The 25,239-nt window shown below is 63.0% G+C and carries 25 protein-coding genes and 1 tRNA gene; 12 read left to right on the top strand and 14 right to left on the bottom strand.

Annotation, left to right across the window (positions count from 1 at the left end; all coding sequences use genetic code 11):
- Positions 1-7: 7 nt before the first annotated feature.
- Positions 8-208, bottom strand: a complete 201-nt coding sequence (gene psbH / locus SynA1528_RS01475) for a photosystem II reaction center phosphoprotein PsbH (RefSeq protein WP_006849996.1) — start codon at positions 206-208, stop codon at positions 8-10.
- A gap of 85 nt (positions 209-293) precedes the next feature.
- Between psbH and psbN the strand changes: the two genes are divergently transcribed.
- Complete coding sequence (psbN, locus tag SynA1528_RS01470) at positions 294-434, top strand: photosystem II reaction center protein PsbN (protein ID WP_011127143.1); 141 nt, start codon at positions 294-296, stop codon at positions 432-434.
- Here psbN and SynA1528_RS01465 read toward each other — a convergent pair.
- On the bottom strand, positions 422-3,424 hold the full coding sequence (locus SynA1528_RS01465) for an alpha-mannosidase (RefSeq protein WP_502707713.1): 3,003 nt from the start codon (positions 3,422-3,424) through the stop codon (positions 422-424). The genes psbN and SynA1528_RS01465 overlap by 13 nt on opposite strands.
- Positions 3,425-3,446: 22 nt before the next feature.
- On the opposite strand from SynA1528_RS01465, the gene SynA1528_RS01460 reads away from it, so the two are divergent.
- Positions 3,447-3,566: a photosystem II reaction center protein I gene (locus SynA1528_RS01460; RefSeq protein WP_006172424.1), complete on the top strand. Its 120-nt coding sequence runs from the start codon at positions 3,447-3,449 to the stop codon at positions 3,564-3,566.
- 121 nt (positions 3,567-3,687) lie between these two features.
- Positions 3,688-6,501 carry a DUF3769 domain-containing protein gene (locus tag SynA1528_RS01455; RefSeq protein WP_186587377.1) on the top strand — a complete coding sequence of 938 codons (2,814 nt, stop codon included), beginning with the start codon at positions 3,688-3,690 and terminating at the stop codon, positions 6,499-6,501.
- Position 6,502: 1 nt separating this feature from the next.
- Here the strand turns inward: SynA1528_RS01455 and SynA1528_RS01450 are convergent, their stop codons facing one another.
- From SynA1528_RS01450 to SynA1528_RS01420, 7 genes are all read right to left on the bottom strand, one after another.
- Positions 6,503-6,925, bottom strand: a complete 423-nt coding sequence (locus SynA1528_RS01450; RefSeq protein ID WP_186587376.1) for a pentapeptide repeat-containing protein — start codon at positions 6,923-6,925, stop codon at positions 6,503-6,505.
- A gap of 55 nt (positions 6,926-6,980) precedes the next feature.
- Positions 6,981-7,595 (bottom strand): 3-isopropylmalate dehydratase small subunit, encoded by a 615-nt coding sequence (gene leuD / locus SynA1528_RS01445; RefSeq protein ID WP_186587375.1) that lies wholly within the window; start codon positions 7,593-7,595, stop codon positions 6,981-6,983.
- Entirely contained in the window at positions 7,595-9,013 is a 1,419-nt protein-coding gene (gene leuC, locus SynA1528_RS01440) for a 3-isopropylmalate dehydratase large subunit (protein WP_186587374.1), read from the bottom strand. Before leuC ends, leuD begins: the two co-directional genes overlap by 1 nt.
- 27 nt (positions 9,014-9,040) lie before the next feature.
- A complete protein-coding gene (locus tag SynA1528_RS01435; protein WP_186587373.1) occupies positions 9,041-10,300 on the bottom strand; it encodes a competence/damage-inducible protein A in 1,260 nt (419 codons plus the stop codon).
- Positions 10,293-11,432 carry an MraY family glycosyltransferase gene (locus SynA1528_RS01430; RefSeq protein WP_186587372.1) on the bottom strand — a complete coding sequence of 380 codons (1,140 nt, stop codon included), beginning with the start codon at positions 11,430-11,432 and terminating at the stop codon, positions 10,293-10,295. Before SynA1528_RS01430 ends, SynA1528_RS01435 begins: the two co-directional genes overlap by 8 nt.
- A 93-nt stretch (positions 11,433-11,525) precedes the next feature.
- Positions 11,526-12,815 carry a serine hydroxymethyltransferase gene (gene glyA, locus SynA1528_RS01425; RefSeq protein ID WP_286187853.1) on the bottom strand — a complete coding sequence of 430 codons (1,290 nt, stop codon included), beginning with the start codon at positions 12,813-12,815 and terminating at the stop codon, positions 11,526-11,528.
- A 103-nt stretch (positions 12,816-12,918) separates the two neighbouring features.
- Positions 12,919-12,992 (bottom strand) — tRNA-Arg (locus tag SynA1528_RS01420).
- A 92-nt stretch (positions 12,993-13,084) separates the two neighbouring features.
- Here SynA1528_RS01420 and SynA1528_RS01415 point away from each other — a divergent pair.
- The 3 genes from SynA1528_RS01415 to SynA1528_RS01405 are packed head-to-tail and all read left to right on the top strand — an operon-like array spanning position 13,085 to position 13,951.
- Complete coding sequence (locus tag SynA1528_RS01415; RefSeq protein WP_186587371.1) at positions 13,085-13,339, top strand: hypothetical protein; 255 nt, start codon at positions 13,085-13,087, stop codon at positions 13,337-13,339.
- A 31-nt stretch (positions 13,340-13,370) separates the two neighbouring features.
- Entirely contained in the window at positions 13,371-13,661 is a 291-nt protein-coding gene (locus SynA1528_RS01410; protein ID WP_186587370.1) for a DUF3181 family protein, read from the top strand.
- Between the two features lie 26 nt (positions 13,662-13,687).
- Positions 13,688-13,951 carry a cytochrome-c oxidase gene (locus SynA1528_RS01405; protein WP_186588215.1) on the top strand — a complete coding sequence of 88 codons (264 nt, stop codon included), beginning with the start codon at positions 13,688-13,690 and terminating at the stop codon, positions 13,949-13,951.
- On the opposite strand, the gene murJ is transcribed toward SynA1528_RS01405, so the two are convergent.
- Complete coding sequence (murJ, locus tag SynA1528_RS01400) at positions 13,938-15,545, bottom strand: murein biosynthesis integral membrane protein MurJ (RefSeq protein WP_186587369.1); 1,608 nt, start codon at positions 15,543-15,545, stop codon at positions 13,938-13,940. The genes SynA1528_RS01405 and murJ overlap by 14 nt on opposite strands.
- A gap of 69 nt (positions 15,546-15,614) precedes the next feature.
- Here murJ and sfsA point away from each other — a divergent pair, with 69 nt between their 5' ends.
- From sfsA to SynA1528_RS01380, 4 genes are all read left to right on the top strand, one after another.
- Positions 15,615-16,379 carry a DNA/RNA nuclease SfsA gene (gene sfsA / locus SynA1528_RS01395; protein WP_186587368.1) on the top strand — a complete coding sequence of 255 codons (765 nt, stop codon included), beginning with the start codon at positions 15,615-15,617 and terminating at the stop codon, positions 16,377-16,379.
- 105 nt (positions 16,380-16,484) lie between these two features.
- Complete coding sequence (locus SynA1528_RS01390; protein ID WP_186587367.1) at positions 16,485-17,957, top strand: ammonium transporter; 1,473 nt, start codon at positions 16,485-16,487, stop codon at positions 17,955-17,957.
- A gap of 104 nt (positions 17,958-18,061) precedes the next feature.
- Positions 18,062-19,261 carry a 4-hydroxy-3-methylbut-2-enyl diphosphate reductase gene (locus tag SynA1528_RS01385; RefSeq protein WP_186587366.1) on the top strand — a complete coding sequence of 400 codons (1,200 nt, stop codon included), beginning with the start codon at positions 18,062-18,064 and terminating at the stop codon, positions 19,259-19,261.
- A 53-nt stretch (positions 19,262-19,314) separates the two neighbouring features.
- Positions 19,315-19,923, top strand: a complete 609-nt coding sequence (locus SynA1528_RS01380; RefSeq protein WP_186587365.1) for a DUF1997 domain-containing protein — start codon at positions 19,315-19,317, stop codon at positions 19,921-19,923.
- An 8-nt stretch (positions 19,924-19,931) separates the two neighbouring features.
- Here the strand turns inward: SynA1528_RS01380 and SynA1528_RS01375 are convergent, their stop codons facing one another.
- Both SynA1528_RS01375 and purH read right to left on the bottom strand, forming a co-directional pair.
- Positions 19,932-20,390, bottom strand: a complete 459-nt coding sequence (locus SynA1528_RS01375) for a DUF4079 domain-containing protein (RefSeq protein ID WP_186587364.1) — start codon at positions 20,388-20,390, stop codon at positions 19,932-19,934.
- A gap of 54 nt (positions 20,391-20,444) precedes the next feature.
- Positions 20,445-21,995, bottom strand: coding sequence for a bifunctional phosphoribosylaminoimidazolecarboxamide formyltransferase/IMP cyclohydrolase (gene purH, locus SynA1528_RS01370; protein ID WP_186587363.1), 1,551 nt, complete (start codon positions 21,993-21,995; stop codon positions 20,445-20,447).
- Between the two features lie 58 nt (positions 21,996-22,053).
- Between purH and SynA1528_RS01365 the strand changes: the two genes are divergently transcribed.
- A complete protein-coding gene (locus SynA1528_RS01365) occupies positions 22,054-22,623 on the top strand; it encodes an alpha/beta hydrolase (protein WP_186587362.1) in 570 nt (189 codons plus the stop codon).
- Between the two features lies 1 nt (position 22,624).
- On the opposite strand, the gene SynA1528_RS01360 is transcribed toward SynA1528_RS01365, so the two are convergent.
- Positions 22,625-22,993, bottom strand: a complete 369-nt coding sequence (locus SynA1528_RS01360) for a DUF3155 domain-containing protein (RefSeq protein WP_186587361.1) — start codon at positions 22,991-22,993, stop codon at positions 22,625-22,627.
- A gap of 353 nt (positions 22,994-23,346) precedes the next feature.
- Between SynA1528_RS01360 and SynA1528_RS01355 the strand changes: the two genes are divergently transcribed.
- Positions 23,347-24,486, top strand: a complete 1,140-nt coding sequence (locus SynA1528_RS01355; protein WP_286187852.1) for a sensor histidine kinase — start codon at positions 23,347-23,349, stop codon at positions 24,484-24,486.
- On the opposite strand, the gene SynA1528_RS01350 is transcribed toward SynA1528_RS01355, so the two are convergent.
- Positions 24,455-25,216, bottom strand: coding sequence for an adenosylcobinamide-GDP ribazoletransferase (locus tag SynA1528_RS01350; RefSeq protein ID WP_186587360.1), 762 nt, complete (start codon positions 25,214-25,216; stop codon positions 24,455-24,457). The two genes, SynA1528_RS01355 and SynA1528_RS01350, sit on opposite strands and share 32 nt — an antisense overlap.
- Positions 25,217-25,239 lie beyond the last annotated feature (23 nt).

Genomic DNA, 25,239 nt, shown 5'->3' with positions numbered 1-25,239 from the left:
CGATCGATCAACCCAGGCCGTTCCAATTGACGTTAATGCCTTCGAGGATCAGCGACTTGTTGTACAGCTGAAGAATCACCAGCAGGAACACCAGGAACAGCACCATGAAAATGCCCATTACGGGTGTGGTGCCCCAGCCGGGAACGACCTTGCCGTACTCGGAGTTCAGAGGGCGGAGAAGGTCTCCCAGACGGGTGCGTTGAGCCATGGCGACGCTTGGGTCTCGGGTGGATTGAAGTCTGGATACTGTAGGGGCCAACTCCAGTTCGGGGTTGGTCCTGTCGAGAGATGTGATGGAAACGTCGTCCCCTGCCCTCTCCGTCGCCATCGGAGTGCTCGCCGTTCTGCTCGGCATGACCGGTTTCGGGGTGTATCAGGCCTTCGGTCCACCGTCGAAGGCCCTGGATGATCCCTTCGACGATCACGAGGACTGAGCCACACGAAGCTCTGCCAGCTCTCCAGGGGCCAGCTCGACCCAGTCGTCCACGGCGACGGTGCGGCCGATCCTCCAGCCGCCGCCAGGAGTCCAGCGGCAGCGGGACGCTCCTGGATTGAGCAGCTGCAGCACAACGCCGTCGGAGGCGGGACGCAGGGCAATCGGACACAGTTGCTCTGGGATGGCTGGGAACCAGCAGTGACCACCCAACGCTGGGTGGATCCGTGCTGTGCTCATCGGCCCGTGCCAACCGGGCTCGCGAAATGCGATAGCTGCCTGGGGCACAGACGCATGGGCCCAACTTCCCTGAAACGGCATCAGCGCCAAGCGACTTCGCTGCAGACCCTGGTCCGCCGAAGGATCCGGCCAGGTCGCGCTACGGAGTAGCGAAACACCCAGCCGATCCTGGTCCCCATCCACCCCCTGCGGACCGTCCAGAAGAACAGCGAGGCCCCCGCCGGGTGCCTTGGCCTGGGACGCCAGCCAGGACACGGCAGGCACCTCCCATCGTTCGCGTTCGCGACATGTCTGCGGACGCGCCGGTCGTTCGATCACCCCGCCACTGGTGTCTGCCGCCAGACGCACCGCCGGCAATGCAAGGGGCAACTCCAGGCGCAGCAGTTCATGGCGCTGACGCCAATCCACCGACACCATCAATTCCAACCAGGGACAGTCCGCTTTGAGGCGCAGGTCCAGGCGCATGCAGCTGCTGCCCAGCTGATATCTCACCACCAGTTGGGCCACCAGCGGCCCCGACTCGAGCAGCTGAACCGCTTCGATTGGCTTGATCTCCAATGGATGCTCTCGGTAATCCGCAGCGATGTCCCAGGCATCCCAGAACTCACCCCGATCCCGGTAGCGGCACGGACGCAGTGGTGCCATGAGCTGATCAATCCCCTGGGCATCCCTCAGCTGCAACAGCCCCAGGGACGAGCAATCCAGCTCCACCAGACCGTTGCTGACACGCCAGATCTCAGGCGAGAGTCGCTTGACGCTGACCGGATGTCGGGGCGCCATCTCCCCCACCTCCGCAGGCCCCCTGGCCAGGGCCACTGAGCAAGTCCCGCGCTGCAGGGGCAGCTGCACCCACGTCCCTCCCTGCACGCTGTGCTGCAGGGGCAGGGCAGGGCCACCGCAGCGCCAGGAGCCACGCGGCAACCTCAGCAGCGGTGACCAGCGGGCCAGAGGCTGCCAACCCATCCACAACCAGGTGGTGCCGTCAGCGGATCCAGGTTCAACATCCAGCACCTGACGCAGGCCTTGATCGCGCTGATCACTGGCCTGGCGGCGGGCCCGCCGCCAAATCGGTTCCGCCTGTTCGAACACCTCCGGGATGGACGTCCCCGGGAGGATGTCGTGAAACTGCTGAAACAACAGCAGGCGCCAATCCGGACCAAGCGTCGAGCGGCCTGCCAGGGCGAGAAGTGCAGCCACGGTGTCGCTTTCCCGCAACAGCCGTTCCAGGCTGCGGTTGTGACGCTTCTGATCCGGGCGACTGGTAGCACAGCCGCGGTGGAGCTCGAGATACAACTCATCCCGCCAGACCGGCAACTGCCCAGCCAGGGGCTCCAGCCTGTCGAGGTACTCCCGAAGAGAGCCGTCTCGCCGCGGCAGCGCCGAAGCTTCCGAATCCCAGAGCTGCATCTGCTCCAGCATCTCCTCCGTGGGCCCGCCTCCGTGGTCGCCAACCCCCGGAATCCAGAGGAGCTCTGAGACACCGCTGCGCTTCTGCCACTGGCGCTGTTCCTTCAGCATGTCCAGTGGATCGCCGCGACGTCCGATCGGGGGGAGCATCAGGCTCATCAATTCCTCTCCTCCCCGCCCGCGCCAGCGGAACAACCGATGGGGGAATGGGTTGGCGGCATTCCAAGCCAGCTTGTGGGTGCAGAACCAACGCACACCGGTGGCCTTTGCAACGGCGGGGAGACCGGCTGAGAACCCGAAGCTGTCCGGCAGCCAGGCCAGGTGATGCCGCCACTCAGGGAATGTGGCCCGGCTGTACGCCTGACCGATCGCGAACTGCTGCCACAGCGATGCCGTGCTCAACAGCACACAGTCACTCTCCACCCAGGGGCCGTTGAGCGGTTCCCAGCGACCGGCCCGACTGGCCGTACGGATCGCTGAAAACAGTTCAGGTCTGTGCTGTTCCATCCAGGCATAAAGCGCCGGTGTGGAGTGGGCGAAACGAAGATCAGGCCAACGCTTCATCAGCTCGAGAGCAGAACGGAACGTGCGCTCCGCCGCTTGCCAGGTGTCCGCGACTGGCCAAAGCCAGGCCAGATCCAGATGGGCATGGCCGAACCAATGCACGGAACCCTGGTTTATGGGCTCCGCCATCACCTGCTGCGCAACAGCCTTGAGGGCTGCATCACCGTTGGGATCCATCCGCTCCCAGCCAGGCGGCAAGTCACCCCCTGCCGCCAGGTGCAGGTGCAGCGCTTCCGGCAACAGCACCCCTGCCGAATCCTCGCCGGGACGGTTGGGTTCAAGATCCAGGCAACTGCTGATCAGGGCCCCGTCGTCATGCAGGGGGCTGCAGAGCTCCAGCTGGATCCTCAGCTCTTCTCCTGCCAGAAACACCTCCGGCAGCGTCCAGCGACAGGCGGTGTCAAACAGATCGCCTTGATGCACCAACAGTCCATCAACCCAGAGGCGTGCCGACTCCGCCCACCAGCTCAGACACAACCGAACCCTGTGCTGGCCTGGCCCCGGCCAGGCCTCCGGCCGAACCACGGTCTGTTCCAGCCGCAGCCACTGCCGCCCCCTGGGCCAGATCAGCAGTCCGCGTGCAGCCCAGTCAGGACGGTTGTTCTGTCCCCAGGACTCGAGGATGAACGGGTCGCACCCAAGCGCACCGGACCGCCGCCAGCCGGAACGCAAATCCCTGCGAGAGCGGCTGCGAAACGTTTCAATCCACTCCGTTCGGACGGCCTGAGGGGGGGTGTCGCCCCGGGTAGCGCTGACATTCCCCATAGGATGCTGATGCAATCAAAGATGACGGTCGGTCTCCATGCTCGCCCTCAAGATCTCCGTTTACTCGGTTGTCTTCTTCTTCATCGGTATTTTCGTCTTCGGTTTCCTGGCGAGCGATCCCAGCCGGACACCCAGCCGAAAAGATCTCGAAGACTGATGGTCCAACGGGTGACCGGTCCGCGCTGTTGACTGGTCCGCTGCTTGTTTGAAGGCTCTCCTGAGCTGTCAGGATCGCAGCCCATTGATGAAAGTCATTGGCGACTGAGCGCCTTGCACGAATGGTCAGCGGACTCTTGTTGCTGGGGTCCAGTGCAGATCTATGCGTGAGTCCTGCAGTCGCAGAGGACATTTCAGAGGATCGAACAGCTGAACGTCCTGCTCCTCAACCGCCCCAGCGTTTAAAGCTCTTCGCTGATCGCCAGCGCTACGACGTTCGTCGCAACGTCACAATCGCTGAGGGAAATGTTCGAGTGCAACTCGGTTCAAGCCAGCTCGCGGCCGACCGGGTGGAATTTGATTCAGGATTCCAAACGTTGTTTGCGCGGGGATCCGTTCGTCTCTCCCGCAACTCCCAGCTGTTTCAGGCATCCGCGTTGCGCTACAGCCTGATCCACAACGAGGGTGAACTCGATGACGTTTATGGCGTCATAGACCTGGATGACATGCAAGGGGTCTTCAGCGTTGCGGAGGCGCCCACAACGCCATCTGAGCTGGCGCCCATGGCCTGCCCCCCCTTGCTGCCGCCTGTTCCGGACTGGCATCCGCAACCCTGGGCCGTCACCGCCTGGGGCGGCCAGATGATCGATGCCCCATTCGGCGACACCTTCCTCCTCAACGGCACCATACGCCCGGAGGCGGTGCTGGGCGTTGGCCTGCAAAAGCGGATCCTCCGCGCCGGACCTCTGGCCGTGGAGCTCGAAGCCGACCTGTTCAGCCACATCGCCAAACAACAGCCTGGGGGAGAGTTCAATCAGAACAAGCCCTACGCCGATCTTCCTGCCCAGAGTTTCGGGGAAGGGATCTTTGGCATCGGAGCCCGGTTGTGGGTGCAGCCCTGGCTGAGCTTCAGCGTTATCGAAGGCATCAGTTACAACAGCGACTACAGCCTGTATGAGAAGACCTTCCGAGAGAACTACACCAAGCTGCTGAATTACCTCGGCTTCGAGGTGGAAGCAGCGGTGTCATCCGATGTGTCACTCGTGGGACGGATCCACCACCGGTCCGGAGCCTTCGGCACCTACAGCGGCGTGACAGAGGGCAGCAATGCTTACCTGCTCGGACTGCGCTACCGCTGGGGTCAGGATCGACCGGAACCTGTTGGCACATCCATGGTGCCCCCTCTGGGCTGCCCGGATCCCGAACGCCATCAAAGGGTCAACGCCACCACCCTGAGTCAGCGGCTGGAGTCCACGGCTCTCGGGGATGGGGGCGAAGCCGTCTCACACGTACCGCCAACACCAGAACCGACGGCATCGCCACTCTCTCCCGCTGAACAGCAGAGGCGACGCAGCCAGGCCATCGCTGAAATCGACCAACGGATCGATGACGTCGACTTTCAGGGGACACTTTCGATCGAACGACGCAGCGGTGTACCCGTGCGACGGCTCAATTCCAGTGTCCGTGAAGAGAACCGCTTCGGTGTTGTGAAGGTGCCTCAGCTCAAGCGACTGGGCAACAAGCAATTGATCAATGGCACGATCAGTCGTTGGCGGGTTCAGGCTGCCCGGGTGCAGATCACGGCCAATGGCTGGCGTGCCGACAGGATGGGCTTCAGCAATGACCCATTCACGCCGGCACAGACCAGAGTCGATGCGGAAGATGTGGTGGCTCGGGAACAACCAAATGGAGATCTGCTGATCTCAGCGCGGCGAAACCGGCTGATCGTTGAAGAGCGTCTGCCTGTGCCCGTCAGCCGCCGGCAACTGGTCCAGAAGGAAGAGGAGGTTGAAAATCGCTGGGTGTTCGGTGTCGACAATGACGACAGGGATGGCCTGTTCGTCGGCCGCAACCTCAAACCGATCAACTTCGGTACGGATACCGAACTCAGCCTTCAACCCCAGGTGATGGTGCAGCGCGCCGTCGATGGCGGCAGCGACGTCGACCCTGGCGACTTGTTTGGTCTCGAAGCGAAGCTGATCGGTCGCTACGCCGACACCAAAGTCAGAGCCGAAGCGGACATCAGCAGCTTCAGCGGCGATGACTTTCTCGATAACAGCCGCTATTGGGGAAGCATCGAGCGCAGTTTCGAGCTTGGAGCCCTGGGGGAGGTCACCACCAACGTCTTCGGCACATACCGCTACCGCACCTGGAATGGATCCCTCGGTGAAACCGATATCCAAGCGGCCTATGGCGTCTACGGCGAGAAGAAAGGCGAATTCGAGCAGGGCAACACCCAGCATCGCTATCTCTTCCGTGGAGCCATGGGCGACTACTACGCCGAACGGTTTGACAGCAACCGCAAGCTGCGATCCGGACGCGGCAGTCTCTTCGCCTCTCTGACCAGCACCATCCCCCTCTGGCGCGGATCCACGGCCGAACTCAGCCCTCTGGCCGCCTATCGCTACTCCCCGGTCGCTGTTGTACCCGGCGTCAGCCTGACCACCAATGTGAACAGCACCGTGGCGCTCTACGGAGCAGGCGACCATCAAGAAACCATCAGCTTCAGCGGTGGCCCGACGCTGACCCTTGGCACGTTCAGCAAACCCTTCCTCGATTTCACTCAGTTGTCCGTCATCGGTGGCGGCACCCTCCGCAATGGCGCCAGCCCGTTTGAATTCGACCGGATTGTTGACTTCGGCACGCTCGGTTTCGGGATCACGCAGCAGATCGTCGGTCCTCTGCTGCTCAGCACCGGTGTCAACGTGAACGTCGATTCAGGATCGGAGTACTACGGAGATGTGATCAACTCCAACATTGAACTGCGTTGGCAACGGCGCAGTTATGACGTTGGCGTTTACTTCAATCCCTACGAAGGCATCGGCGGCGTCCGCTTCCGGCTGAACGACTTCAACTTCGATGGCAGCGGCGTGCCCTTCGTGCCTTACACCCCTGCGGACTGGTTCCTCGAAGACGACAGCGAACTGCCCCTCTGAATCAGTCCCCACCGCCGATGATCAGATCACTGCCGGTGAGGTTGGCGCCGGCAAAGCGGATGCCCTCGGTTCGCACATCCGGGGCGAACGCATTGATCACCACAGCGGAACGGAGATCGGCACCCCGCAGATCCGTGCCCGTGAGATCGGCATTGGTGAGGGTGGCACCACGCAAATCCGCCGTTACCAAACGGGCTCCACTGAGATCGGCCCCCTCGAGATTGGCCCCACGCAGATCCGCCCCCTCAAGGTCTGCATCCCGCAGATCGACTCCGATCAGATGGGCCTCCCTCAGCTCAACGCGACGCAGATCGCAGCCCCTGCAAGCCCCCTGATCCAGCAACCGCGCCCGAGGGTCCGGCCGATGCTCCACCGCCTCGAGCGGCAGAACCAGCAACAGCGCAAGCCAGCCAAGCTGAAGCATCGACCCAAATCACAAACCCTGTCTCTTTCATAGACACAAGAGTCTGATACCGCCGTCAGCTACGGCTGAACCCGTTGATGTATGGCAGTGCCTGCATCAACTGCTCCACCTCTGGGCCATGGGCCAGCAACTGCGATGTGGCATCCCAGCGGCCGCTGAGCAACATCTGCCGCGGCCCTGCATCCACAGAGATGTCCCACTGGTGCTCGTCGGAGGTCAGTCGTTCAGCCTCCAGATCCAGTGACCAGGGCCGATCCGGGGCCTGCATCACCCGTTGCTGAATCGCCTCCACATCTGAAGAAGACGCTGTGGCACAGGGAAGACCCAGGGCAAGACAGTTGCCGTAAAAGATCTCGGCGAAGCTGACGCCCACCACGGCACGGATCCCCCAGCGCATCAGTGCCTGAGGTGCATGTTCGCGGCTGGATCCACAACCGAAGTTGCCGTTCACCACAAGGATCGATGCCCCCTGAAATCGCTCCTGATCAAAGGGGTGCTGACCCTTGAGTTCACGGCGATCATCCGCGAACACCTGGTCACCCAAGGCATCGAAACTCACACACTTGAGAAAGCGGGCAGGGATGATCCGATCGGTGTCGATGTCCTCGCCGCTGACAACCAGGGCTCGACCCGCCACCTGTTTCACGGGACCGGAAGGGAAGCTGCTCATCAGACCGACGTTGAAAGGGACAGGGTGCGGACATCGGTCACCTGGCCGTGAACGGCAGCAGCTGCCACCATCGCCGGACTCATCAACAGGGTGCGTCCGCTGGCGGAACCCTGCCGACCCTTGAAGTTGCGATTGCTGGAGCTGGCACTGATCTGGCGGCCCTCCAGGCGGTCGGGGTTCATCGCGAGACACATCGAGCAACCGGGCTCACGCCACTCGAAGCCAGCGTCCAGAAACACGCGATCGAGTCCCTCCGCTTCCGCAGCCTTCGCCACCTGCTCGGAACCCGGCACCACAAACGCCTTGATGCCATCGGCGACACGGCGACCACGGGCCACAGCCGCCGCCGCCCGCAGATCACTGATGCGGCCGTTGGTGCAACTGCCGATGAAGCAGACATCCACCGGTACCCCGGCAATTGCGGTACCGGGCTGCAGATCCATGTAGCGATAGGCCTCCTCGGCAATGGGCCGCTCACCGGGCTCCAGCTGCTCAAGCCCCGGAACACATTCATCGATGCCCAGCCCCTGCCCCGGCGTGATGCCCCAGGTCACGGTGGGGGCGATGGTGGCCGCATCAAACACCACCTCGTCATCCACCACGGCGTCCGCATCCGTCACCAGGCTGCGCCACCAGGTCACAGCCCGATCCCAGGCCTCTCCGGAGGGGGCCCCTGCTCGACCGTTGAGGTAGTCAAAGGTGACTTGATCGGGGTTGACATAACCGCAACGGGCTCCGCCCTCGATCGCCATGTTGCAGAGGGTCATCCGCTCCTCCATCGACAGCGCCTCCACCGCGGGGCCAGCGAACTCGTAAGCGAAACCGACACCACCCTTCACCCCGAGGGTCCGGATCACGTGAAGGATCAGATCCTTGGCGGAAACGCCATCGGCCAGCTGTCCATTCACCTGAATGCGCCGGACCTTGAGCTTGGACATGGCCAGGCTCTGACTGGCCAGGACATCACGCACCTGACTGGTGCCGATGCCGAAAGCAATCGCGCCGAAGGCTCCATGGGTCGAGGTGTGGGAGTCGCCACAGGCGACTGTCATGCCCGGCTGGGTCAGCCCCAGTTCCGGAGCGATGACATGCACGATGCCCTGGCGGCCGCTGCCAATGCCATTGAGGGTGATGCCGTGGTCGGCGCAGTTGCGTTCCAACGTGCTGAGCATCTCCTCCGCCAGGAGATCCGCAAACGGACGGTTCTGGGAGGTGGTGGGAACGATGTGATCCACCGTGGCCACGGTGCGCTCAGGGCAGCGCACGCTCAGGCCCTTGTCGCGCAGTGCTGCAAACGCCTGAGGGCTGGTGACCTCATGGATCAGATGAAGACCCACGAACAGCTGGGTGGATCCGCCGGGGAGCTCCGCCACCCGATGCAGGTCCCACACCTTGTCGTAGAGGGTGCCGGAACTCAAGCCGCTCTGCTGCAGGGACCGTTGACCCTACGACTGAGCCAGCAGTCGTCGTCGGAGGCGATCCAAGGCACGGATCACCGTGAGCTGCTGAACGGCCTCGCGCCCTCGCCGGTCACCGAATCGCTCTGAGCTGGCCACACAACCATCCGGGCCACATATCGCCAGATGCACCAGCCCGACGGGCTTCTCCTCGGTTCCCCCACCGGGCCCGGCAATACCACTCACCGCGATGGACCAATCGGTTCCCAGCCGTTGCTGCACCCCCGCAGCCATGGCCTCCACCACCGGATCGGACACAGCTCCATGGCGCTCAAGCAGAGAGGCGGGCACATCGAGTAGCTGCTGCTTCACCGCATTGCTGTAGGCAATCACCCCCCCTGCGAACACAGCGGATGAGCCTGGAACAGCCGTCAGGGCGGCTCCGAGACCACCACCGGTGCAGGACTCGGCCACCGAAAGGGTCTGCCCAGACCGTTGGAGCAACTCCAACACCACCGAGGCCAGGCTGTCGTCGTCTGTGCCGTAGCAATGCTGACCGGTGCGACGGCGCAGGTCGGCCTCCACCGGATCCAACAGGGCCGCAGCAGCATCTGCCGAGCCGCCACAGGCCGTGAGTCTGAGCTTGACGTCCCCAAGGGAGGCGTAGGGCGCCACCGTGGGATTCGCCCCCTCAAGCAGGTCCGACACCTGCTCAGCCAGGGTCGATTCACCGATGCCGCTGAAGCGCAACAGACGGCTCACGAACACCCCTGTTGCACCCCCATGACGTTGCAGCCAGGGCTCAGCCGTGGTCTCGAACATCGCCCGCATCTCTGAAGGCACCCCGGGGAACGTGAGGATCGTGAAATCCGGCAAGGGCGACCAGATCATTCCTGGGGCAGAGCCCAGGGGATTGGGCAGCACAGCAGCACCACGGGGCAGGAAGGCCTGGCGTCGATTGCTCGGCGCCACCGCACGACCGCCCGCTGAGAGCTTCGCCTGAATCTCGGCCCAGAGCTCAGAACGCTCCTCAAGGGTCGTGTCAAATGCCGCGGCCAAGGACTCGGTGGTGAGGTCGTCCGGTGTGGGACCAAGACCACCGGTGGTGATCAGAACCCGACAACGACCACTGGCTTCCCGGGCTGCCGCGGCCAACCGTTGGCGGTTGTCGCCCACCACGGTCTGGCGGTAATGGGGCAGACCGAGGCCCGCCAACCGCTCGGCAATCCAGCGGGCATTGCCGTTGAGGATATCGCCCAGCAGCAGTTCACTGCCGACACAGAGAATCTCAACACCCGCTTCAGCCACGGCGATCGCTGCAAGACGTGACGCTGGCCGCTGGGGCCGGCGATGTCTGCGTGAGAGCCCGCTCCATCTGAAGCTGGCGACGACTGATCACCACAGTGGCCACCAGGATCGCTGTGGCCAGGGCCAACCAGAGAAAGCGCATTTCGGCATTGGCCACGACCAGGGCCAAAGCAGCCAGCCACTGGGTGAAGACATAAATCAGCAATACCGTGCGGCGGTGGCTGAAGCCGGCCCGCAGCAACCGGTGATGCAGATGGCGGCGATCGGGATGGAACGGGGAGCGGCCCTCCCGCAGTCGGCCCATGATCACCGCTGACATGTCGGCCAGCGGCAGAGACAGGATCAGCAAGGGCAGCAGCAGACTGACGGTGGTGAGCCCCTTGGCGGGGCCGACGATGCTGACCGCCGCCAGGGTGAAGCCGAGAAAGTAGGAACCGCCATCGCCCATGAAGATGCGGGCCGGGTTGAAGTTATGGCGCAGGAATCCCAGACAGCAGCCAGCGAGAGCCGCCGCCAGGAAACCAGCCGCCACCTGATGCAGAGAGAAGCTCACCGAGATCAGGCCAACGGCGGCAATGCCGGCCACACCGGCCGCCAGACCGTCGAGCCCATCCAGCCAGTTGATGGCGTTGGTGATGCCGACCAACCAGATCACCGTCGCCAGAAGGCTGAGGCTGTCGCTGAGAACGATCGCTGAGCCGGATGCATTCACCCAAGGCAGATCGATGGCTCCGATGCGCACACCCTGGCTCCAGATCACGCAGGCCACAGCGAACTGACCCGCCAACCGGGGCCAGGGGGAGAGATCAAACAGATCGTCGGCAAGACCGATCAGAAAGAAACAGAGTGAGCCAGCCAGGGTGCTCCAGATCAGCTGATCGCGGGCTGGCGCCAGCAGACCGAATCCACCCAGCAACCAGATCACGCTGAGAGACAGCCCGAAGCCAGCCACCATCGCGATCCCACCCAAGCGGACCATGGGGGCGTTGTGTTGTTTGCGGGGATCAGGCTGATCGATCAGCTCAAAGCGCAGTCCCAGGGAACGCACGATGGGCACCAGAACCATCGTGACCGCGGCGGCCAGCCCGAAACTCAGCGTGGCAACCACTAAGGGGCTGGCAGCGAGGGACACGCGGGCTCCTGGATCAGAACAACCCTTTTCAGGGAAGGATTTGATCCAATCCTAGGGAGAGTGATCCCTGCTATCCACCGGGAGTTGGTCCAGTCAGGCAAGCGCCGGCTGGCGCTCAACGGCATACAGCGGGAAGCGCTGGCAGAGCGCTTCAACCCGCCGCAGGCACTGCTGCTGAACGGTATCGTCCTCGGGATTCAGCAGACGGTCAGCGATGACATCCGCCACCTCGTGGAAGGCTTCAACATCAAAACCCCGGGTGGTCAGTGCGGCCGTCCCCAAACGCAGACCACTGGTGACGAAGGGGGATTCCGGATCGAAGGGCACCGTGTTCTTGTTGGCGGTGATGTGGACATCGCTGACCAGCAGATCAGCCACCTTGCCGGTCATGCCGACAGAGCGCAGATCCATCAGAACGACGTGGTTGTCGGTACCGCCGCTGACGACATCAATCCCCCGGGCGATCAGGCGATCGGCCAGGGCCGCTGCGTTCGCCACCACCTGCAGGCTGTAGGCCTTGAACGCTGGCTGCAGCGCCTCACCGAAGGCCACCGCCTTGGCAGCGATGACGTGTTCCAGGGGGCCACCCTGACTGCCGGGGAAGACCGCCTTGTCGAATTTCTTGGCGAAGTCGGCATCCCGGCAGAGGATCAGACCACCACGAGGACCCCGCAGGGTCTTGTGGGTGGTGGTGGTCACCACATCGCAGTGAGGCACAGGGCTGGGGTGGACGCCAGCCGCCACCAGGCCAGCGATGTGCGCCATATCCGCCAGCAGGAAGGCACCCACCTCATCGGCAATGGAGCGGAAGGCAGCGAAATCGATGGTGCGGGGGTAAGCCGAAAAACCACAGACGATCAGCTTCGGCTTGTGCTCCAAGGCCAGCTGCCGGATCGCCTCCATGTCCAGCCGCTGGGTCTCACGATCCACGCCGTACTGAACAACGTTGAACCACTTCCCGCTCACGTTCACAGGCGAGCCGTGGGTCAGGTGACCACCATGGGAAAGATCCAGGCCCATGATCGTGTCGCCGGGCTGCAGCAGCGCCAGGAACACTGCGAAATTGGCCTGAGCACCGCTGTGGGGCTGCACATTCGCCCAGGCCGCACCGAACAGTTCCTTGGCCCGCTCGATTGCCAATTCTTCAATGGCATCAACGTGCTCACAGCCGCCGTAGTAACGCTTGCTGGGAAGACCTTCGGCGTACTTGTTGGTGAGAACCGAGCCCTGAGCCTCCATGACGGCTCGTGAGGCGAAATTTTCGCTGGCGATCAGCTCCAGGTGGGTTTCCTGGCGCTGCTGCTCCTTCTCAATCAGGGCTGCGATCGCGGGATCGGCGGTCGAAAGGCCGTTGTTGATTGAAGAAGCAGTGGAATCGCTCATGACGCCCGGGCGTTGTGCTTCGCCAATCGTAAGAAACCATTTCAGGAGGAAGGTTGAACAACAGCGGCTCAAAAAAAAACTGCCCATGGGGGCAGTTATCAAGCGCGCCTGGAGAGATTCGAACTCCCGACCCTCTGATCCGTAGTCAGATGCTCTAATCCGCTGAGCTACAAGCGCTGGCGTGAATCCATGAGACCCCATCGAGGGTCCCGTCGTCAACTGGAGCACAGCCGCGGCAGGATCGAAGCAGATCCAAGTTCATCGACGCGATGCCGATCCGCTGGTACGGCCCTGCAGACCCAACCGACCCGACGTACCGCCATTTCGAGCGGATCGTGAATCTCTGTCTCCACGCCGGTGTCTTCGCAGCCGTGAACAGCGGGGCATGGTTTGTCCAGGAGATGCGTCAGCCCTTCCCCGCCGGTCGACTGCCGTGGATCACTGGGATCTGGTTCACGGTGCTGCTGGTTCAATTCGTCGCCGTGCTGATCCAGCGTCCGGGACCGGCCGAACCGGCTGACTGACGGCAGCATGGGCAGAGCTGCCATCCACAGGATGTCTCTTCCGGCTGCCGATCTGCAGGAGCTGCAGTCCACCCTGGCTGACCGCCTCTACATCCAGATCTCGGGCTGGCATTTGTATCTGGGCGATGCAGATCTGGCCAAACCCCTGGCGATCGAATGCAGTGCTCTGGTGGATCAAGGAGCGTCGGTGGCCGCCCGCAAAGCCCTGGAGGCTGTCACGGTTCCTGTGGCCGGAGGAGCCAGCCAGCTGCCGCTCTCACGCCTGATGCCTCCGGCGCAGCTTCGTGACCTCGAGGAGATCCTGGAGTCCTACTGCCGATAAGGTTGCGGCCGTCCGAAGCCGATGGTGTGCTGATCATCGAAGTCACCAACGCCCGCGAGGTGATGCGTCAGCGCATCGGCCGGCTCGGTGAACGGTTGATCGGCCGGGTGGTGGATCCTGAGGCGCAGGTGGAAAAGGCACTGATTCAGGAACTGGAGACGGCGTTCAAGGAGTTCGGGATCGAGGCGCGAATCGTTTCGGTGGAGGGGCCCCAGTTGGTGGGGCGCCAGCAACTCGAACTGCCGATTCAGGTGCGCGAAGAGCGAGACGTACGGGTCATCGACGCCTGAGCCTGCGTCCGACCACGGCCGCGATCTGCTGAACCTCGGGGATGCCGTAGGCGGTTCCCAACAGGCCATACACGAGAAATCCAAACATGCCGGGCACAGCGATCTGCAGGGCCAGACCCACCACTCCCTGGGGCCAGCTGAGCCAACCCTGCAGAGCCCAGGCCACAGTCGCCGCCATCCAGCCCGCCAGGCTCAGGCACGCCACATCGCGCCCCCAGCGGCGCAAGGGCAATCCCTGGAGTCGACGGTGCAGGGCCATCGTCAGGCCCAGGCAAGTGAGGGCATTGATCGCCACGGTGGCCAGCACCAGCCCTGGTGCCCCGAAATTGAAGGGTGACTGGTTGCCCCAGGGGGTCGGTCCACCCACCAGCAACCAGTCGAAGATCACATTGAGTCCGATCCCAGCCATCGAGAACCGAAACGGTGTGGCTCCATCACCAAGGGCGTAGAAGACCCGCACCAGCACATCCCGGCCGAGATACACCGGCATCCCGAGGCCGTAAGCCATCAACAGTCCGGTGACCAGCTGCGCCGCGGCGGCATCGAACGCACCGCGTTCGTAGACGAGCGCCACGATCGGTGCCCCCAAGGCGATGAACAGCCCCCCCAGAGGAATCATCGACGCGGTGGAGAGCATCAGCCCCTGGCGAATGCGCTCCACCAGCTGGGGGCGATCCTCGACTGCCGTGAGACGGGCAAAGGTCGGCAGCAAGGGCACCAACAGGGCATTGGAAATCAGCCCCAGCGGTGTCTGCACTAGCAGATTGGCGTAACCCAGACCCGCTGCAGCACCAACGATTCCGGAGGCGAAGAACAGATCGGTAAACACATTGATCTGCAGCATCCCGGAGGACAGCGTCGCTGGCCCCATCACCTGCCACACCTCCCGCACGCCCGGGTGCCGCCAATCCCACACCAGCTGAAACCGGGCCAGTCCCTGACGGATCAGCGCCGGCAGCTGAATCAGCCACTGCAACACGGCCCCCACCAGCGTGGCCAGCGCCAGCACCACGCCGCCGCTCATGGCCGCAGCCGGCAACGTGATTCCACTTCCCAACTGCCACCAGAGCAGTCCGACACCCAGGATCAGGGCAGCGCTGGACATCAATGGAGAGATCGCCGGGATCCAGAACTCATCTGCGGCATTCAGAGATCCGAAGCCAAGGCCGATCAGACCAGCCAGCAGGGCCATCGGTGCCATCACCTGCAGCTGCACGGTGGCGATGGCATGGAGCTCCGGGCTCAACCCCGGCCCCACCAGGGTGATCAGGGGATCAGCCGCCAAAACCAGCAGCAGTGTGACCAGAAGAAGCAAGGCACTCACACTGGTGTTGAGGGCCGCCAGGATGTGAGAACCCTCCTCACGGGGACGGCGGCTCAGCACACTCACCATGGCGCTGTGGAAGGGGCCATTGATCCCCCCCAGCAGGATCAGCAGAAACCCCGGCAGCACATAGGCGTAGTTGTAGGCGTCGTAGGCGGCGCCCACACCGAAGGCGGCCGCGATCACCAGCTGCCGCACCAGCCCCCCCACCTTGCTGAGCAGCGTGCCCAGGGTCACCACCAGTGCGATGCCCTTGAGTGAACGCGCCATTCGGACCCCAGACGATGGCCGCATTGTGGTGGGAGCACAGGAGACCATGGGCACTCCCTGGCTAGAGCCATGACCGGCTGCACGACCCCCAGCGACGCCCTGCTCAGCTTCGAAGCGCTCCAAGAAGGCGTGCTGATCAAGCGCTACAAGCGCTTTCTGGCGGATGTGGAACTCAGCAGTGGCGAGGTGATCACCGCCCACTGCGCCAACACCGGCCCGATGACCGGAGTGTTGCTCCCAGGCCAGCGGGTGCGGCTGCGCTATGCACCCTCACCCAAACGCAAGCTCGCCTGGACCTGGGAGCAAGCCGAGGTGCCGGGAGCAGACCAGGAACCGTGCTGGGTGGGCATCAACACAGCGCTGCCCAACCGCTTGATCCGGGCGACGATCGAAGCGGGCTGCCTGGAGGGTCAGCTGGGGCCGATCGCCCGCATCCGCGCCGAGGTGGCCTACGGAGAAAACAAACGCAGCCGCATCGATCTGCTGCTGACCCCGGCCGACTCCAATCCGGATCAACGGCCGATCTATCTCGAGGTGAAAAACACCACCTGGACCGATGGCACCACAGCCCTGTTCCCCGACACGGTGACCGAACGCGGCCAGAAGCATCTGGTGGAACTGATGGGAGTGCTGCCTGACGCCAGGGCAGTGCTTGTGCCCTGCCTGAGCCGCCCGGATGTGACGGTGTTCGCGCCGGGGGACAGCGCTGATCCGCGCTACGGAGAACTGTTCCGCGAAGCACTCCAAGCGGGCGTGGAGGTGCTGCCTTGCTGCTTCCGCTTCCTACCCGATCGAATTCTCTGGGAGGGCGTCAGGCCCTTAAAACAACTTTGAGATTTTGTATCAACTCAAACAATTGAGGGGCTGTCGGCCATGCAACTTGGGTGCGTTCAGTCGGATACACCATCCGGCATGACCCGCAGCTCTGCAATCTCGTTCATGACAACTGCATTCCAGGCGCCTCCCGAGAGGCGCCGCAAAACTTTGCAGGAGGCCAACCTCCTGGAAGCTCCCCTGATGCTGATCAAGAGCATCCGGGGCTTCAGTTCCAACCGCGCCATGACCTGGCTCGCCTGCGCGCCCCTGGCGCTCATGGGCCTGGGCATCTTCACGCTGTCGGCCAAGGCCGAAGAGCTGCCGGACCTCAACGCAGCCTTCCTCGCCAACAACCTCTGGCTTCTGGTGGCCACCATCCTGGTGATCTTTATGAACGCCGGCTTCGCCATGGTGGAAGCGGGCATGTGCCGGCAGAAGAATGCCGTCAATATCCTTGCCAAGAACCTGTTTGTGTTCGCCCTCGCGGTGACCGCCTACTGGTTTGTCGGCTACTCCTTCATGTACGGCGATGCCGCCATTGATGGATGGCTGTACTTCGGCGGGCTTTTCTTTGATCCAACCGTCACCGCTGAGACCATCAGCGACGCCGGCCTGGTCCCCACCGTTGATTTCCTGTTCCAGGCGGCCTTTGCGGGCACTGCCGCAACGATCGTGTCCGGACTGGTGGCCGAGCGGATCAAGTTCGGCGAATTCGTGATCTTCGCCCTGGTGCTCACCGCATTCATCTATCCCGTTGCTGGCAGCTGGGAATGGAACGGTGGATGGCTCAACAGCGTTGGCAGCGTCGAATTCATTGATTTCGCCGGTTCGTCGATCGTGCACTCCGTCGGCGCCTGGGCTGGCCTGGTGGGTGCTGCCCTGCTCGGACCCCGCATCGGCAAGTACGTCGGCGGCAAGGTTCAGGCCATCCCCGGCCACAACATGTCCATCGCCACCCTCGGCGCTCTGATCCTCTGGATCGGCTGGTATGGCTTCAACCCCGGTTCCCAGCTGGCCATGGACCAATGGGTTCCCTATGTGGCCGTGACCACCACCCTGGGCGCTGCAGGCGGTGCCATCGGCGCCACCGTGATCTCCACGATCACCTCCAAGAAGCCTGACCTGACCATGATCATCAACGGCATCCTGGCCGGTCTGGTGAGCGTGACCGCCGGTTGCGGCAACCTCACCCTGGCGGGATCCTGGTTCGCCGGCCTCGTGGGCGGCATCATCGTCGTCTTCTCCGTGGCCGCTCTGGATGCCTCGGGCATCGACGATCCCGTGGGCGCCTTCTCCGTCCACGGCGTGTGCGGCGTCTGGGGCACCCTGGTGATCGGCCTCTGGGGCTTCGATGTCCAGGGTGATGGCTCCCCCCTCGGCCTGCTGGTCGGTGGCGGCATCGAACAACTCGGCATCCAGGCCCTGGGTACCGCGGCCTACGCCATCTGGACCGTGGTGACCTGTTTCATCGCCTGGCAGATCATCGGTGCACTGTTCGGTGGCATCCGCGTCACCGAGCAGGAAGAGACCGAAGGTCTGGACATCGGCGAGCACGGCATGGAGGCCTACGCCGGCTTCTCCACCACCAACAACTGATTCCATTCAAGTTTCAGTTCACTGCCCGGCCCTGAGGGCCGGGCTTTTTTATGGCCTGCTGACCGCAGCAGGCCCCATAGAGTCATCACATTGCAGCGCCCTCCATGGACACCCACGCCTTCAAGCGCTCCCTGCACCACTCCGAGCGCTACAACCGGCGGGGCTTCGGACGGGCTGAGGAGGTGGCTGAAAGCCTTGAGCAGGCCTATCAGAGCGGCTTGATCGGCACCATCCGAGACAACGGCTACAAGCTCAGTCATGGCCGGCTCACGGTTCGTCTGGCCGAGGCCTTCGGCTTCTGCTGGGGGGTGGAACGCGCCGTGGCCATGGCCTACGAGACCCGCAAGCACTACCCGGCGGAGCGCCTTTGGATCACTAACGAGATCATCCACAACCCCTCCGTGAACGACCATCTGCGCGAGATGGATGTTCAGTTCATTCCCGTTGAACAAGGCGTCAAGGATTTCTCTGGCGTCACCTCCGGTGATGTGGTGATCCTTCCCGCCTTCGGCGCCACCGTTCAGGAGATGCAGCTGCTCAATGAACGGGGCTGCCACATCGTGGACACCACCTGCCCCTGGGTCTCCAAGGTGTGGACCACGGTGGAGAAGCACAAGAAGCACACGATCACCTCGATCATCCACGGCAAGGTGAAGCACGAGGAAACCCTCGCCACCAGCTCTTTTGCCGGGACCTACCTCGTGGTTCTGGACATGGAGGAAGCCCAGATCGTGGCGGACTACATCCTTGGCAAAGGCGACCGTGACGCCTTCATGCAGCGCTTTTCGGCCGCCTGCTCCCCTGGCTTCGACCCGGACCGCGATCTGTCGCGCCTGGGCGTGGCCAACCAGACCACGATGCTCAAGAGCGAAACCGAAGAGATCGGTCGCCTGTTTGAACGCACGATGCTGAGCAAGTACGGCCCAGCCGACCTCAACGACCATTTCGTGGCCTTCAACACCATCTGCGATGCCACCCAGGAGCGTCAGGACGCGATGTTCTCCCTCGTGGACGAACCTTTGGATCTGATGGTGGTGATCGGCGGTTTCAACTCCTCCAATACCACACACCTGCAGGAGATCGCCGTCAGCCGCGGGATTCGCTCGTTTCACATCGACACACCGGATCGCCTTGATGCCGGGGCCAATGCGATCGAGCACAAGCCCCTGACCGAGGAACTTCGTCGCGAGGCCGATTTTCTGCCGGCAGGTCCAGTCACCGTTGGCATCACCTCTGGCGCCTCCACACCGGACCGGGCCGTTGAAGAGGTGATCGAAAAACTGATGCGGCTCAGCGAAAGGTGATGCGGCTCAGCTTTACATTGGTTTACAAGACCTGATCCCTTTCAATCCGCTCTGTGCTGCTTTTGTCGCGCTCCGATCCCGACAACCTGCTTCATGGTTCGGACCCGCAAGTGCGTTGCTACCGCAGCGGCTTCTCCGATCAGATGGAGATGCTGGCATCCACGACTGAGGTGGTGTCCTATCTCAACGATCACCAGCGATGGTTCGAGCGCTGTGCGCAGCCGATGCAGGTTTCGGCGCTCGATCAGCAGTCCTATGCGCTGACGCTCGGACGCTTCGGCAACTTCGGTTTTGAGGTGGAACCGACCATCGCTCTGCGTCTGCTGCCCGAGGACGCTCAGCTTTATCGCATCGAGACCGTGCGGACGGTTCCTCATTCGCTCGTCTTACGCGACCACTACGACGTGGACTTTCAAGCCTCCATGCAGCTGATCGACCAGAGCTCCACGACCTCCGTTCAGTGGGACCTCGACCTCAGCGTCTGGATCCGACTTCCCAAGGTGATCACGATGCTGCCCGAACAACTGGTGCAATCGAGTGGGGACCATCTGCTGCGCCAGATCGTCCGGCAGATCTCAAGGCGACTGACCTGGAAAGTGCAGGAGGATTTCCATGCCAGCCATGGTCTCGACTGCCCGCCCCGGCGACGGGCAGCGTTCTGAATCCGTCGTCAGCGGTTGGCCCAAATCTTGTTGACGATCTCCATTCCGCTGACCGCCTGCCAGAGGAACAGGGTGAGCGTGCCCATGTTCAAACCAACGTGGGCCTTACGGGCAATCATGTTGCCCCGTTGCATCAGCGGTGACAGGGACGCAGCCACGGCGATCATCCCGGTCATGGCCAGACCCACCAGCAGGTGAGGTCCGACGAACAGCTTGCCGTTGTTCAGGTAGGTCACCGCCATGCCTCCAAGGGTGCCCACGGTCATAACCGCCAGCAGGATGCTTCCCCAGAGGTAGTGACGCTGAGCGAATTTGCCCTTGACCAGTTCCTTGCGCTGCTCTGGCGTCCCGGTACGGGTTTTCTTGGCCTTGATCCCCAGGTAGAGAGCCCAGCCACCCATGGCCAACAGGCCCCATTCGGTGAGGGGATGCGCGAAGTTAAGGGCGAAAGGAAGGGTGGCCAGCATCGAAGGGAACTCTTCAGTGTTGCGAGGCTAGGGGGCCGGCGGCCCCCACCAGCGTCAGTGCAGAAAATGGCGGCGTCCGGTGAGCTGCATCGCCAGACCGAGCTCGTCGCAGGCCTTGATCGAATCGCCATCGCGCATGCTCCCGCCGGGATGAATCACGGCGGAGATGCCGTGGCTGGCTGCCAGACGCACCGTGTCGTCAAAGGGGAAGAAGCCATCACTGGCGAGAACGGCTCCCTTGGCTTGATTGCCTGCCGCCTCCAGGGCAATCCGCGCTGAGCCCACGCGATTCATCTGGCCGGCACCCACCCCAAGGCTCTGTCCATCCTTTGCCACAACAATGGCGTTGGAGCGCACATGCCGCACCAAACGCCAGGCGAATTCGAGATCCTGCTTTTCCTGCGCGGTGGGTGGCCTCTGGGTCGCCACCGTCCACTGATCGGGAGTGATGGCTTGGTCATCGAGGTCCTGGACCAACAAGCCCCCAAGGATGCTGCGGACATGGTCGGGGCCCGCAGCGGCGATAGCCTCCGGCGACAACTCCAGAAGCCTGAGATTGGCCTTGGCGGCGAGAATTTCTCTGGCTTCCGGAGAGAAGGTTGGTGCCACCACGCATTCCAGGAACAACGTGGTGAGTTCCCTTGCTGCAGCGGCCTCCACAGGACCGTTGATCGCCACGATGCCACCAAAGGCACTGACGCGATCAGCATCCAGCGCTCGAGTCAGGGCAGAAGCCACGGCCGGTCCCACCGCCACACCACAGGGATTGGTGTGCTTGACCACCACCGCAGCCGGTCCAACGGCGTTCGGGCCGTAGCCAAACTCGCGCACCGTGGCCAAGGCATTCTCCAGATCCAACAGATTGTTGGTGCTGAGCTCCTTGCCCTGCAGCTGAATCGCGCCTCCCCAACCCTGACGGGGATGGCTGAACCAGCGCGCCTTCTGGTGTGGATTCTCCCCGTAACGCAGGGTCTGGCGCAGGGGCAACGCCTCAAGCCAGGGGCTGGATTCAAGCTCGACCTCGGCAGCCATCCAACGGCTGATCGCGCTGTCGTAAGCAGCGGTGTGCTGAAACGCCTCGAGGGCCAGCTGGCGCCGCAGCTCTGAAGGCACGCTCCCGCCCGTCTCCGACATGGCAGTCAACAGACGGTCGTATTGGTCAGGGCTGGTGAGCACCGCCACATCGGCATGGTTCTTCGCGGCGGCACGAACCATCGCCGGCCCCCCGATGTCGATGTTCTCGATGGCCTGACTCCAGGTGACATCAGGCTTGGCCACCGTTTCCCGGAAGGGGTAAAGATTCACCACCACCAGATCGATGGCGGGGATGCCCTGCTGCTCGAGATCAGCCTGATGGGCTGCATCCCCTCGCTTGGCGAGGATTCCGCCATGCACCCGGGGGTGCAGCGTCTTCACCCGACCGCCAAGAATCTCAGGAGCTCCGGTGTGCTCGGACACGCGGGTCACGGGGAGACCGGCATCCTCCAGAACTTTGGCGGTCCCACCGCTGGAGAGAAGCTGATATCCATGGGTGCGATGCAACGTTTCCGCCAGCGGCACGATGCCGTTTTTGTCGGACACGCTCAGCAGCGCAAAAGGAGCCATGGATTTCGAGACGACTGGGTCCTGAGCCAACCTACGCAGCAGGGTTACGGGACAACGGATGAACAGTCGCCTGGTGTTGCTTCACGGCTGGGGGGCCACGGCCGATGATCTGGAACCACTGGGGCGATCCCTCGCCAACGCCATGGATCACTCCATGGAAGTGATGGCGCTGGAGGCTCCCCACCTCCATCCGCAACCACCCGGCCGCCAGTGGTATGGCCTCTTCCCTGCCGACTGGGACGCCGTGCCATCAGCCATCGAGGCGCTTCAGCGGCGGCTGCAGACGATCAGCAGCCAAGGAGCACCGATGGGCCGCACCGTGTTGCTGGGTTTCTCCCAGGGCGGCGCCATGGCACTCCACTGCGGCTGCAACCTACCCATTGCTGGGGTGATCTCCTGCAGCGGCTACCCCCACCCCGACTGGCAGCCCCCGGCGCACCATCCCCATGTGCTGGCGATGCATGGCCTTCAGGACACGATCGTGCCGCAAAACGCCTTGGATGCCATCGCTGAACGTCTTCAGCCCGACCGCTGTTGGACCATCACATTTGAAAACGGTCACACCATCCCAGAGGAGATGATGCAACCGTTGGCGTCGTTTCTGAACCAGATCCTCGCTGGGTCCTGATTCAAACGAAGGCGTATTCGTACTCTTCCATCTCCTCCCAATCATCGGCGGCGAAATCAAGCCCTTCGAACAGGGTGTCTTCACCGATCGAATCGACGATGGTGCGCAAGGAGGGGAAGAGAAAGTGATTTTCTTCGGCGTACTGAGCGCTGAACAAACCCTTCTCGCCCCAGAAGAAGCGATCGGTGGTGTGTTCGTTGCGACGCACATTGAGCAGAGCAGGAGGCACCAATCCGGCCTCTGCGATGTAACGGCGGGCTGCCGTTACGGGCTTGTACTCACCGGTTTCCAGGTGATGGGTGGACACATGGGCGAGGACCCGTTGCCCCGCCAGACGACGGCGGCTGATGCGCTTGCGCTTTTTGGACATGGTCGAACTCCGGTGAACAGTGAGTAAGAGAAGAGAGAAGGGGACCGGAGAGGCCGAAACCTTCCGTCATTACCTGGGGCTGGTCGACGCAAAGGCGTCTTCAGACCGCGTCATGCAACGGCTGCGGGCAACCCTCAGCCATTCAGAAGATCACCAACACCAATGGCGATGCCGGAAACGGCACCCAGCAAAGAACGCTTCAGCCTCTGCTGTAACTTTGGTCGCAACAGAAATGCAACCGATACAAGGGTTGGCGGGCGTCTGCTCTTGACGAACAGCGGACCGGTCTATAAATGGATATTAAGACTTTTCCTAGAATTTTCAAGTCCCCTTAACCATTGCTCCGTGGCTCTGTGTCCATCCGCCCACCTGGCCCATTGCAGCTGACGGAACGCTTCCTGACCTTTGCGGAGCAGCAGCTGGAGCAACTAAACCGAAACCACGGCTACCAGCATCTCGCCCTCTACATCAGCCAGACAGGGGACAAGGACCACCCCCCCCTTTTTCTGATTCGACAGGTGTCGGCTGCAGATCGATCACTTCCCCCCGCCGATGCGGATCCCGAGCTGCGGCGTCCAGCTCAGGAGCGCCGCTGGTACCCCTTACGCGATGGGGACCTGATCCTGGGAGCCCTGCGCGCCGACCTTGGCCCTGCCGAAGCGTGGCATCCGCAACGGGACCAGCAACTGCGGGATGGCGCTGCTGCCCTCAGTCATGGGCTGGCGACAGACCTCGAATGCCTTCAGCTGCGCAGTGCCTTGGATCAGCAGCAAACCCAGCTGCGCACCATGGTTCATCAGCTGCGCAATCCCCTCTCAGCGCTGCGCACCTACGCCCAGTTGCTGCTGAGGCGGCTCGAAAGCAGCAGCGAACATCGCCCGCTCGTCGAAGGAATGCTGGCGGAGCAGAACCAGCTCAATCGCTATGTCAATGCCCTCGACAGCATCGGGCAACCAGCCCTGAGCGGACGTCAGCCCGAGCCTGCACCCCTGCTGCTTCCGCCGGACACCAGCGCCGTGGACACCAGCCTCAAGCAGCAGCTGATGCCGTTGATCGAGCGAGCCATGGCCATGGCCACGCTGCAAGGCCGGCCGTGGCACGGGCCTGAGATCTGGCCGGCCTGGGCCTCTGAATCAGCAGAGATCGCGGCCACTGCGGAAATCGTGGCGAACCTTCTGGAAAATGCCTTCCGCTACAGCCCCCCCGGCACAGCCATCGGACTGACGCCTTTGCCGGACGGCTTATGCGTCTGGGATGGCGGCCCGGCGATCGACGTGCATGAACGGGAGGCGATCTTCCAGGAGGGGGTGCGGGGCCTTCGTGGTCGTGAACGTCCGGGCACCGGCCTGGGGCTCGCCCTCGCCCGTCAACTGGCGGAACGTGATGGAGGAAGGCTTGAACTCTGCGTTGAGCCGTCGCGCCTGGCAGCAGAGCTGCCAGACCAGGGGAATGCTTTTCAGCTCAGGTGGCCAGAGCCAACAGCACGAGCGTGAGGGTTTCCGTGAGCACCAGCACCGCGCCATAACTGTCGCCGGTGTGGCCCCCCAGGCGCCGACCGAGGCCCTCCGCCACCACCAGCGCAACGGGAGCTCCCGCCAGCACCATGACCGGGGTCTGCAGCATGGCCAGCACCAGAAGCACGGCTGCACTGGGGAGAGCATCCCAGAGGGGTCGTCCATGGCGCCGATGGAATCCGGCGGTTCCATCGCGGCGTAGGTACTGAAAACGGGCCATGGCCCACAGCGGTGCCACTCGGCTCCAGACCCCAGCCATGACCAGGGCCGCTGGCGCTGCGAGACCCAGCTCGATCAGGGCGCCAAGCTGCAGCATGAGCACCATGACCAGAGCGAGCACACCGCTGGCCCCTACCCGGCTGTCCTCCATCGCCTCCAGACAACGCTCCTGGCCAGCCGCCAGACCATCGGCCGTGTCCATCAGACCATCGTGATGCAGGCCACCGCTGAGCCAGATGCCGAGGGCGATCGCCATGGGCGCTGCAGCGCTGATGGTCCAACCGAGCTGAAGCAGTCCCCAGCAGAGCAGGGCTTGCAGGGCACCGATCACCAGGCCGATCCAGGAGGCGAATCTGGCGATGCGATGGAACCGTGGCGACGGCCAGGGCCAGGCCGGCAGCACGCTGTAAAAGATCCAGGCTCCCGCCAGATCTGACAACCAGGGGGAGACGCTCCGGGCGATGGCTCTGTTGAACGGTCCGGGTCTCACCGTAGGGTCGAGGCAGGGGGGTC

Source organism: Synechococcus sp. A15-28, from assembly GCF_014280175.1.
Classification (GTDB): domain Bacteria; phylum Cyanobacteriota; class Cyanobacteriia; order PCC-6307; family Cyanobiaceae; genus Parasynechococcus.
Note: the sequence above shows the minus strand (reverse complement) of the source record. Positions and strands in the feature narration are given on the sequence as shown.

What these genes read in the sequence shown, in the direction of transcription:
- psbH (WP_006849996.1), bottom strand. Translation starts at nt 208, where the DNA reads ATGGCTCAACGCACCCGTCTGGGAGACCTTCTCCGCCCTCTGAACTCC.
- psbN (WP_011127143.1), top strand. Translation starts at nt 294, where the DNA reads ATGGAAACGTCGTCCCCTGCCCTCTCCGTCGCCATCGGAGTGCTCGCC.
- SynA1528_RS01460 (WP_006172424.1), top strand. Translation starts at nt 3,447, where the DNA reads ATGCTCGCCCTCAAGATCTCCGTTTACTCGGTTGTCTTCTTCTTCATC.
- SynA1528_RS01455 (WP_186587377.1), top strand. Translation starts at nt 3,688, where the DNA reads ATGGTCAGCGGACTCTTGTTGCTGGGGTCCAGTGCAGATCTATGCGTG.
- SynA1528_RS01450 (WP_186587376.1), bottom strand. Translation starts at nt 6,925, where the DNA reads ATGCTTCAGCTTGGCTGGCTTGCGCTGTTGCTGGTTCTGCCGCTCGAG.
- leuD (WP_186587375.1), bottom strand. Translation starts at nt 7,595, where the DNA reads ATGAGCAGCTTCCCTTCCGGTCCCGTGAAACAGGTGGCGGGTCGAGCC.
- glyA (WP_286187853.1), bottom strand. Translation starts at nt 12,815, where the DNA reads ATGAGCGATTCCACTGCTTCTTCAATCAACAACGGCCTTTCGACCGCC.
- SynA1528_RS01415 (WP_186587371.1), top strand. Translation starts at nt 13,085, where the DNA reads ATGCCGATCCGCTGGTACGGCCCTGCAGACCCAACCGACCCGACGTAC.
- SynA1528_RS01410 (WP_186587370.1), top strand. Translation starts at nt 13,371, where the DNA reads ATGTCTCTTCCGGCTGCCGATCTGCAGGAGCTGCAGTCCACCCTGGCT.
- murJ (WP_186587369.1), bottom strand. Translation starts at nt 15,545, where the DNA reads ATGGCGCGTTCACTCAAGGGCATCGCACTGGTGGTGACCCTGGGCACG.
- sfsA (WP_186587368.1), top strand. Translation starts at nt 15,615, where the DNA reads ATGACCGGCTGCACGACCCCCAGCGACGCCCTGCTCAGCTTCGAAGCG.
- SynA1528_RS01390 (WP_186587367.1), top strand. Translation starts at nt 16,485, where the DNA reads ATGACAACTGCATTCCAGGCGCCTCCCGAGAGGCGCCGCAAAACTTTG.
- SynA1528_RS01385 (WP_186587366.1), top strand. Translation starts at nt 18,062, where the DNA reads ATGGACACCCACGCCTTCAAGCGCTCCCTGCACCACTCCGAGCGCTAC.
- SynA1528_RS01375 (WP_186587364.1), bottom strand. Translation starts at nt 20,390, where the DNA reads ATGCTGGCCACCCTTCCTTTCGCCCTTAACTTCGCGCATCCCCTCACC.
- purH (WP_186587363.1), bottom strand. Translation starts at nt 21,995, where the DNA reads ATGGCTCCTTTTGCGCTGCTGAGCGTGTCCGACAAAAACGGCATCGTG.
- SynA1528_RS01365 (WP_186587362.1), top strand. Translation starts at nt 22,054, where the DNA reads ATGAACAGTCGCCTGGTGTTGCTTCACGGCTGGGGGGCCACGGCCGAT.
- SynA1528_RS01360 (WP_186587361.1), bottom strand. Translation starts at nt 22,993, where the DNA reads ATGTCCAAAAAGCGCAAGCGCATCAGCCGCCGTCGTCTGGCGGGGCAA.